The sequence below is a fragment of the Campylobacteraceae bacterium genome, assembly GCA_013215945.1.
Taxonomy (GTDB): Bacteria; Campylobacterota; Campylobacteria; order Campylobacterales; family Arcobacteraceae; genus NORP36.
This window is the reverse complement of sequence record JABSOM010000028.1, coordinates 1-2,243: the sequence shown is the minus strand read 5'-3', so window position 1 is coordinate 2,243 and position 2,243 is coordinate 1. Positions and strand designations below refer to the sequence as shown.

General features: G+C 31.0%; 1 protein-coding gene and 2 rRNA genes. All 3 read left to right on the top strand.

The window, feature by feature from the left end; translation table 11 throughout:
- Positions 1 to 189, top strand: a 23S ribosomal RNA gene (locus HRT41_16085); the annotation flags it as partial.
- A gap of 136 nt (positions 190 to 325) precedes the next feature.
- Positions 326 to 442 (top strand): 5S ribosomal RNA (gene rrf / locus HRT41_16080).
- A gap of 274 nt (positions 443 to 716) precedes the next feature.
- A partial coding sequence (locus HRT41_16075) for a BCCT family transporter (protein NQY25537.1) occupies positions 717 to 2,243 on the top strand: 1,527 nt, incomplete at its 3' end.

Here is a 2,243-nt window from a genome sequence, read left to right as displayed (position 1 = left end):
CCAAGAGCATCGTTGGGTAGCTACGTACGGATGTGATAAGAGCTGAAAGCATCTAAGCTCGAAGCCAACTCTAAGATAAACTTTCCCTGAAGATCCCAGCAAGACTAGCTGGTTGATAGGCTAGATGTGTAAGCGTTGTAAGACGTTTAGCTGACTAGTACTAATAGATCGTTTGGCTTATTTTATAATTTTACTTAGGCTACTATCTTATTAAGTGTATCACTTGATAAGCAAGTGTTCATTAAAGACTTTAACAATATATTACTTATTCTATTTTTAGAAGTAAGTAATGAGTATATATATAATATATATTGATTACTTATTTTCTGGTGATTATAGAGAAGAGGAAATACCCAGCTCCATTTCGAACCTGGAAGTCAAGCTCTTCATCGCTGATAATACTGCAGGGTCCCCTTGACGGAAACGTAGGCCGTTGCCAGATTTAAGTATTTTTTACAAGCTTATATGAAATTCAACTTTGTTGTTTTTTATATAAGCTTTTTTTTTGCACTTTTTTAATACATAAACTATATACAAGTTTTCTTTTTTTAATTGTATTAAATGAAAATAAGTACTAGTATATGAATTAGTTAAAAATATACTTAAGCATTTAGAGTATAGAATAATAACTTAATAACTTACTATTCTATTAATATAGCTATTTAAAATCAATATAGCTTAAATTTTAAAATTTACCAAATAGACAAGGATGTAGAATGGGAACTTTGAATAAAGATAATATTAATATAGAAGAAATAGAGAAAAAAGAAAAAATTGATAAAACAGCACTATTTTTAAGTTCGGGATTTTTAGTAGCTTTTGTTGCATTAGCTTTAATTGATTCAAAACTTTTAACAAGTATGGTAAATACGGGTTTTGGATGGTCTGCAAAAGTTTTTGGAGCTTATTGGCAATTTTTATTATTTGCAACATTTATTGTAGGAATTGGTCTTTCTTTAGGAAGAACAGGTTCTGTCGTTTTAGGTAATTTAAAATCTCCAGAAATGAGTACATTTCAATGGATGGCTATTATCTTATGTACATTACTAGCTGGTGGTGGAGTGTTTTGGGCAGCAGGTGAACCAATTGCTCACTTTGTATCTCCCCCTCCATTTTATGGTCCTGAAGCTGATGTTTTCCAAAAAGCAGTTAATGCTTTATCTCAGAGCTTTATGCATTGGGGATTTTTAGCTTGGGCAATTTTAGGTACATTAACTACTATTGTATTAATGCACTTGCATTATGATAAAGGTTTACCTTTAAAACCTAGAACACTTTTATATCCAGTATTTGGAGATAGAGTTATTAATGGACCCTTAGGTTCTATTGTTGATGCTGCATGTATTGTTGCAGTTGCAGCTGGAACGATTGGACCAATTGGATTTTTGGGTTTACAAATTTCATATGCTTTAAATGCTTTATTTGAAATTCCAGATGGTTTCACTACTCAATTAATTATTATTATAATTGCTATTTTAATTTATACTGTATCTGCTCTATCAGGTGTTACAAGAGGAATTCAGATTTTAAGTAGATGGAATGTAGTTTTAGCTGTTTTTTTAATGGCATATATTTTTATATTTGGACCAACTGCTTTTATTATTGATGCTTATATTCAAGGTGTAGGTTCTGTATTACAAAACTTTATTCCTATGGCTACATTTAGAGGTGATACTTCTTGGTTAAGCTGGTGGACAGTATTCTTTTGGGGATGGTTTTTAGGTTATGGACCAATGATGGCAATATTTATTGCTAGAATATCAAGAGGAAGAACAATTAGAATGTTAATTTTAGCTGTTAGTATTTTTGCTCCATTAATAACAATGTTTTGGTTTACAATTGTAGGAGGTTCAGGTTTATCATTTGAAATTGCTCAGCCTGGTTTAATATCAGAAGCATTTAAAGGTTTTAATTTACCAGCAGCATTATTAGCAATTACACAATCTTTGCCTTTTCCAATAATTACATCAATATTATTTTTAATTTTGACAACAGTATTTATTGTAACAACAGGTGATTCAATGACATATACAATGAGTGTTGTTGTAAGTGGTAATACTGAACCACATCCATACTTAAGAGTATTCTGGGGAGTATTAATGGGAGTATTAGCAATTGTTTTAATTTCAATTGGTTCAGGTGGGATATCTGCTTTACAATCATTTATTGTAATAACAGCAGTACCCGTATCTTTAATACTTTTACCCGCATTATGGAATGCACCACAAATTGCAATTAAAATG